General features: G+C 60.3%; 5 protein-coding genes, 1 tRNA gene and 1 other RNA gene. 5 read left to right on the forward strand and 2 right to left on the reverse strand.

Annotated elements, in window-relative coordinates; genetic code table 11:
• Positions 1-109: 109 nt before the first annotated feature.
• On the reverse strand, positions 110-1,276 hold the full coding sequence (lptF, locus tag VN419_RS04910) for an LPS export ABC transporter permease LptF (RefSeq protein ID WP_325645048.1): 1,167 nt from the start codon (positions 1,274-1,276) through the stop codon (positions 110-112).
• A complete protein-coding gene (locus VN419_RS04915; protein ID WP_325645050.1) occupies positions 1,273-1,473 on the reverse strand; it encodes a hypothetical protein in 201 nt (66 codons plus the stop codon). Before VN419_RS04915 ends, lptF begins: the two co-directional genes overlap by 4 nt.
• A gap of 195 nt (positions 1,474-1,668) precedes the next feature.
• Between VN419_RS04915 and VN419_RS04920 the strand changes: the two genes are divergently transcribed.
• The 5 genes from VN419_RS04920 to VN419_RS04940 form a co-directional block, all read left to right on the forward strand.
• Positions 1,669-1,745 (forward strand) — tRNA-Met (locus VN419_RS04920).
• Between the two features lie 280 nt (positions 1,746-2,025).
• Positions 2,026-3,246 carry a branched-chain amino acid ABC transporter substrate-binding protein gene (locus VN419_RS04925; protein ID WP_325645052.1) on the forward strand — a complete coding sequence of 407 codons (1,221 nt, stop codon included), beginning with the start codon at positions 2,026-2,028 and terminating at the stop codon, positions 3,244-3,246.
• On the forward strand, positions 3,243-4,976 hold the full coding sequence (locus tag VN419_RS04930; protein ID WP_325645054.1) for a diguanylate cyclase: 1,734 nt from the start codon (positions 3,243-3,245) through the stop codon (positions 4,974-4,976). The genes VN419_RS04925 and VN419_RS04930 overlap by 4 nt, the downstream gene beginning before the upstream one ends.
• Positions 4,977-5,095: 119 nt before the next feature.
• Positions 5,096-5,450: a transfer-messenger RNA gene (gene ssrA, locus VN419_RS04935) on the forward strand.
• A 206-nt stretch (positions 5,451-5,656) separates the two neighbouring features.
• Positions 5,657-6,833: tyrosine-type recombinase/integrase (locus VN419_RS04940; protein ID WP_325645056.1), on the forward strand; the 1,177-nt coding region annotated here is incomplete at its 3' end.

Below are 6,833 nucleotides of genomic sequence, written 5' to 3' on the forward strand. Positions count from 1 at the left end.
TCGGTGAGCAGATAGATGAACACGCCCGCGCCCAGGCAGGTGGCCATAAGAAACAGGTTCTGACGAACGAGATAACCGCCCAGCGCGCCCAGGCGGGGGAACGACCAGCTCATGCGGCGCTCCTTTTGGGCAGCCTCTGTATGACCCAAAGCACGCCGGAAGGCACGCGCTCGCGCACGGCCTGGCGCAGGAAGCCATACCCAAGGGCGCTGAACAGGATGTTGGGCACCCATATGCCAATGGCCGGGGGCACCAGACGCGACTCGCCCATGCTTTCGAACACGGAAAGCATGGAGTAGTAGACAAGGAACACGCCAAGGGCCAAGATCAGGCCGTGCTGCTGTTTCAGCGCGCGGAACACGCAGGCGATGGGCACGGAGAAAAGCCCCAGCACCAGGCAAGCCATGGGCAGAGCCAGTCGTTTCTGAATCTCCACCTTGACCTTGCGTTCGCGGTCCAGGTCGAAATCCTCCTTCATCTTGGCCACGTCAGCGTCGTATTCCAGCAGCTTCTCGAACGAAAGTTCCTTGGGCGAAGTGCGTTCAAAGCCCATCTGGCGCAGCATGCCGCCAAGCGGCAGGCGCACGGCATAGGTGCCGAAGCTCAGCACATCCAGCTTCTCGCCCTCGCGCCGGAAGATCTTCCCGTTGCGGAAAACGACCTTGATCTGCTCCTTCTCCGAATCAGTGGTCACGGTGCCATCCGGGGCCACCACCGTGGTGGTGAAGCTCTTGCTGGTCTTGTCCTGCACGAAGACAAAGCGGATGTCGCCGGAGTTCAGATCGACCTGCTGAGCGTAGATGGTGAGGCCAGGAAATTCCTGATTAAAAACACCTGCCTGGAGTGAAAGCTTCGTCTTCGTGCGGGCGAACTCCATAAGTGAAAGCTTGAACTGCTCCATGCCCCAGGACACGCCGAAGAGCGAGATGAACAAGCTGAAAAGCGTGCACAGCGTGCAGAAGATGATGGGCGCGGGCAAAAGCTGGTACAAGCTGACACCGCTGGCCTTGAGAGCTGTCAGCTCCCGGTCCGACGCCATGCGCAGAAAGGTCAGAAAGACGCTCAACATGCAGGCAATGGGCGTCAAGAGGAGCATGAAAAACGGACTCAAGTATACGAAAAGGCGCAGGATATCCAATGCGCCAAGGTTCTGGGAGAGCAGCATCTCGCGCAGTTGGAGCATGCGTCCCACCAGGATGAGCCCCAGCAGGCAGGAACCGATGAGCAGGAACAGGCTGATGTGTTCCTTGAGAATTTGACGGTGAATAATCTTCAAGGCCGCGTCTCACCCTTGGTTTCATTAGCAAAAAAGCGCTCAATGAATTCCACTTCAAGAGGACCCAGATTGAAACGCATGGCCGCGTCTTCAATGAGGCAGGCCCTCGCCTTGGCGCCCGCCTCCGGGCCGCACTTTTCGGCTATCCAGTCAATGGCGCGGCGGGTGAGCTCGCTTTGGGGAACGACAGTGGCCATATCCTTAACTCCTTGAAGTTCACGGGACCCGAAATGTCTTTGCAATTCCTACACCACAGAGCCGTGCCTGGCAACGCAAGGAGTCACGGGACCGCTGCAACGAAAAAAAACAGATTTTATGCGTCCACCCCCCTTTTCAGGTCTTGCCTTCCGTTTTGGGAATAGCTATAAGGCGCTTCCCGTTACGGGAAACCTGGCGAGGTAGCTCAGTCGGTCAGAGCATGCGGCTCATATCCGCAGTGTCGGGGGTTCAATTCCCTCCCTCGCTACCAGAAACATAAACCCCTGCTTCGGCAGGGGTTTTTTGTTTCCCCCCTTCCACCAGTCCTGCCGGTACGCAAATTTTATCATTGTTCCGATAGCTTTCATATCCCATCTCCTTTGACTCCAATCGGGCAAGAGGATATTCGTGCAGGCAGTCGTCGCTTCCGCACGGCTGGTACGCAACGCGTGCATACCGCTTCCCCCCAGGCGGCATGCTCCGTAGCCAAACGTTCCACGCAGGCAAGCATGCGCATACCTAGCCCTCGCCTCCTCCTGATCCCTTTAGCAATGGCGGCTTTTCTCTGCACTTCCTGCTCCAGCGAGCCTGCCAAAAAAACCTGCACAGATCCGCTGGGTTGCGTTGATATTCCCGCCACCTCCCCGGTCAAGCTTGGCGTCATCCAGTCCCTGAGCGGCAAAGTGGGCCCTCTGGGGCAGGAACAAATGCGCGGCTTGGAGCTCGCCCTGGCCCGCAGGGGCGGCAAGCTGCTGGACCGCGAGGTCTCGCTGCAGGTGGAGGACACTGGCTGCCAGCCGGAAGGCGGCGCCAACGCAGCCCTCAAGATCGTGGCCGATCCGAATATGGTCGCCATCTTCGGCACCACTTGCTCCGGTGACGCGGCTACGGCTTCTGAAATCATGTCCAAGGCCGGGTTTGCCATGATTTCCGGCAACAATTCCGCTCCCTTCCTCACCGCTATAGGCGGGCAGCGCGCGCCAAAGTGGCAGGCGGGCTACTTCCGCACCGCGCCCAATGAGGAATCCTCCGGCCCGGCAGCGGCCACCTTCGCCTATCAAAAACTCGGCATCCGCAAGGCCGCCACGGTCAACGACGGGGACATCTACACCAAGGGCCTGGCCGACGGCTTCGCCAAGCGCTTCCAGGAACTCGGCGGAACGGTCGTGCTGAACGCCACGGTGAACAAGCAGGACACCAACATGGGTCCCCTGCTCACCGCGGTGAAAAACTCCAAGGCGGAGCTCGTTTTCTTCCCGCTGTTCCAGCCGGAGGGCAACCACCTGCTCATGCAGGCCCGCCGCGACCCTGCAATGAAGAAGACCGTGCTCATGAGCGATGGCGCACTTATCGAACAGAGCTTCATTGAAGCCGTTCAGGACGACGCCGTGGGCATGTATTTCGTCGGCCCCACCCCGCCGACCAAAAGCCCGGCTTTTGACAAGCTGTTGGACGAATACCGCGCCCGTTTCAAGACCTCGCCCTCAACCTTTTATTATGTCAGCGCCTTCGACGCCGCAGAAATCCTTTTCGCGGCCATCGAAAAGGTGGCGACCAAGGAGGCGAACGGCGTTGTGCGCATCGGCCGCACGGCCCTGCGCGACGCGCTCTACGCCACTCGCGGGCACAGCGGCATCTCCGGCACTCTCAGCTGCAACGAATTCGGTGATTGCGCGCCGCAGCGCTTCAACGTGCTGCGCCTAGCCAACCCGGACGCCGGCGTGGAAGGGCTGAAAGCCAACGTGCAATTCACCTACAGCCCTTCGCCATGAACGTTCTGCGCCGCCTGTTCCGCACCTGGCAAAACCTGGGCATTACGGCGAAATTCGCCCTGTCCTTTGCCCTGCTTTTCAGCATGATCCTGGTGGAGGCGGCGGTGAGCTTGCTGGCCCTTGGCGATGTGCGCCGAGCCGAAGCCGTTATCTTGTCCAGCGTGGAGATCCGCCAGCGCGTGTTCGAGATGGACGGCCAACTGGAGAAAGCCCGCCGCCTGCACCGTGACTTTTTCTTGCAATATCCGCATATAGGCTTTCTCGCAGCCCAGGAACTGTACTTCAAGCCCTCCACCGAAATCATCACGGATGTGGTGGCGGCAAGCGAAGACCTCAAGCGGCTCATCGAGGCCTCCAATGTCAGCGAGACCCTGCGCGAGCGCAACAATGACCTTACCCTGTACTTGACCACGGCTCGAAGGTTCTCGGATATTTTCCGCGAATTGGTCTCCCTGGTCACTGTGCTGGCCGCTCCGGGCACCGGGCTTGAAAGCCAGCTGAACGAGATCGAGGCGGAGCTGGAGAACCACGCCAACCGTTCTTCGGCCACCCTGCTGAATTTCCGGGAAATGGCGCTGCACCACCGGCAGTATATGGTCACCCGGCAGCGGCCGTACATGCAATCGGCCATGAACTCCTGCTTCGAGCTGGGCACAGGCCTGGCAGCAAACGGCGGGCAGGCACGCCCGGACTGGCCTGCCGTCCACCGGCTGCTGACACAGTATGCAGAGATCGCCCGCCAGATACCTGACGTGGACGTATCCATCCGCAGCAAGCTGAACGATTTTACACTCCAGGCCAAATCCGTGGACCCCATCTCCGCCAACCTCAAGGTGTTGGCAACGGCAGAGGTGGAGCGCGCCCGCCATCGCATCGCGGTGGCAAGTCGAGTTGCCACAGCGGTCATCCTGGCCACGGCCATCACCGGGCTGGGTTTTGTGCTGCTCGTTGCGGCCATCATCCATGCCAGCGTTACCCGCAAGCTGGTGGCCCTGACCAGCGCCGCCGAGCAGATGCGCGCCGGACACCTGGAAGCCGAGGTGGAGTCCGACTCTTGCGACGAAGTGGGCGTACTGGCCGCAAGCTTCAAGGAAATGGCGGCGCGCATGCAGCAATTGGTGGGCAATCTTGAGCACATGGTGCTGGTGCGCACGGCGGAGCTCACCGATGCCCGCGACAGGTTGGAAGGGCTGGTGGTGGAGCTCGACGAGAAGAACCACGCCCTGGAGATTCTGTCCGTCACGGACCGGCTGACCGGCCTGGCCAACCGCCGCAAGCTTGAGGCCTCATTGCAGTCGGAACTCCTGCGCGCCAGGCGCTACGGCAAGACCTTCTCCGTCATCATGCTTGATGTGGACCGCTTCAAGACAATCAACGACACCCATGGCCACCAGACGGGTGACACTGTGCTGGTGCAGCTGGCCGAGCTGCTGCGCCGCAACGCCCGCGAAACGGACATCGTGGGCCGTTGGGGTGGCGAGGAGTTCCTCATCATCTGCCCGGAGACCAACCTGATGCTGGTGACAGCCCTTGCGGAACGCTATCGTCTTGAGATGGAGCGCAACGATTTCGGCCATGTGGGGCAGGTCACTTCCAGTTTCGGCGTCACATCCACCCAAGATGGCGACGACGTGGAGTCTTTGGTGCGCCGAGCGGACGAGGCACTGTACAGGGCCAAGGAGTTCGGCCGCAACCGCGTGGAGACGGACAAGCTCCGCGCCCTGCACTAGCCGCATCATTGCTTGACACCCCCCCACAGCGAGGGCATGGTCTGCGTCTTCTGGCTGGGAACCCCTTGCCAGATGGCAAAGCGGACTTATCTTTAAAGAGGTCCGATCGTTCTTTGAAAGGGGGCGCACCGGTTTCGACGGGGACTGTCGATGCCGTGGCTGCAGGTCGAGGCGCCGCTGGCCTCGTTAAAAGCGGCAAGCACTCAAGTGCCAACGACTACGATTACGCTCTGGCTGCTTAATAACCAGTCACGATCCTTCTGACCGACGTCCGATACGTCTTTAGGATCGACAAAACCCTATCGGGACGGCGTGCAGATGGCGTCCGCCGTATGCACGCGGCACAAGGCGGACATGTCGTTTCCCGCCTGGACAGGGGCTAATGAGACGACGAGAATTGTACCTGTTCTAAACCTGTAGACGCCGCGCGCAAAGCGTTCTCGGACGAGGGTTCGATTCCCTCCGCCTCCACCAACAGATCATCCCACACAGTCCCACACAGTACAGAAATCCCGAGATTTCAAAGGTTAACCCCGGAAAGAGCGTCCGGGGTTGTCTTTTGTGGTGCGTTGACAACCGGACAAGAGACCGGATAAGTAACCGGACAACGCAGCGGCGGACAACTTCCCAACCGGACAACCCGGACATGCCGCGCCAGCACTCATAATCTGGAGGGTGCCATGCCGTTGACCGATATCGCCGTACGGAACGCCAAAGCGGACACGACCAAGACGCTCAAGCTCAAAGACGAGCGCGGGCTCTACCTCGAAATCCCTCCAAGGGGCAGCAAGCGGTGGCGGTTGCGCTACTGGATTAAGAGCAAGGAGAATCGCCTTTCCCTAGGAGTGTATCCTGAGGTGAGCCTGAAAGAGGCCCGCGAACTGCGAGACGAGGCGCGTAAGCTCATTGCCAAGGGCATTGATCCCTCAGCCGTCCGCAAGGGTGAGGTTGCCCAGGCAACAGAGGAAGCCACCACTTTTGAGCTTGTGGCCCGCCAGTGGCACGAGAAGTTCACCCCCTCGTGGACGCCCGGCCACGCTGCCCGCATTCTGACGAGCCTGGAGAAAGACGCCTTCCCTTGGATTGGCCCCAAGGCTATCCGCTCCATCCTCCCGCCCGAAGTCCTGTCCGTTGCCCGCCGCGTTGAATCGCGAGGAGCCGTCGAGACGGCGCATCGGCTAGTGGGGAACATCGGCATGGTGTTCCGTTACGCCGTGGCCTCTGGCTTGGCTGACTCAGATCCGACTCGCGATCTGCGCGGGGCGCTCTCCCCTACCAATGAAAAACACCACGCCAGCATCACGGAGCCTGGGGCGGTCGGAGAACTCCTGCGAACCATCGACACCTACAAGGGGAGCCTCATCACGCGGTGCGCCCTCAAGCTGGCCCCTTTGGTCTTTGTGCGCCCTGGCGAACTCCGCCACGCCGAATGGTCAGAGATCAACATGGAGACCAAGGAGTGGCGCATACCCGCCGCTAAGATGAAGATGCGCGCCCAGCACATTGTCCCCCTAAGTGAACAAGCCGTGGCAGTCCTAGAGGAAATTAGCCCCCTCACAGGGTCTGGCCGCTACGTCTTCCCAGGCGAACGCACCTCCTCACGCCCGATGAGCGAGAACACCGTAAATGCCGCTTTGCGCCGCCTTGGATACTCCAGGGACGAACTAACAGGTCATGGCTTCCGAAGCATGGCGTCAACGCTGCTAAATGAGCAGGGCTGGAACCGTGACGCCATTGAACGCCAGTTGGCCCATGCAGAACGAAACAACGTCCGAGCCGCGTACAACTTTGCTGAATTCCTGCCTGAACGCCGGAAGATGATGCAGAGTTGGGCGGACTATCTGGACGTGCTCCGCG

The organism is Humidesulfovibrio sp. (assembly GCF_035560995.1).
Taxonomy (GTDB): domain Bacteria; phylum Desulfobacterota; class Desulfovibrionia; order Desulfovibrionales; family Desulfovibrionaceae; genus Humidesulfovibrio.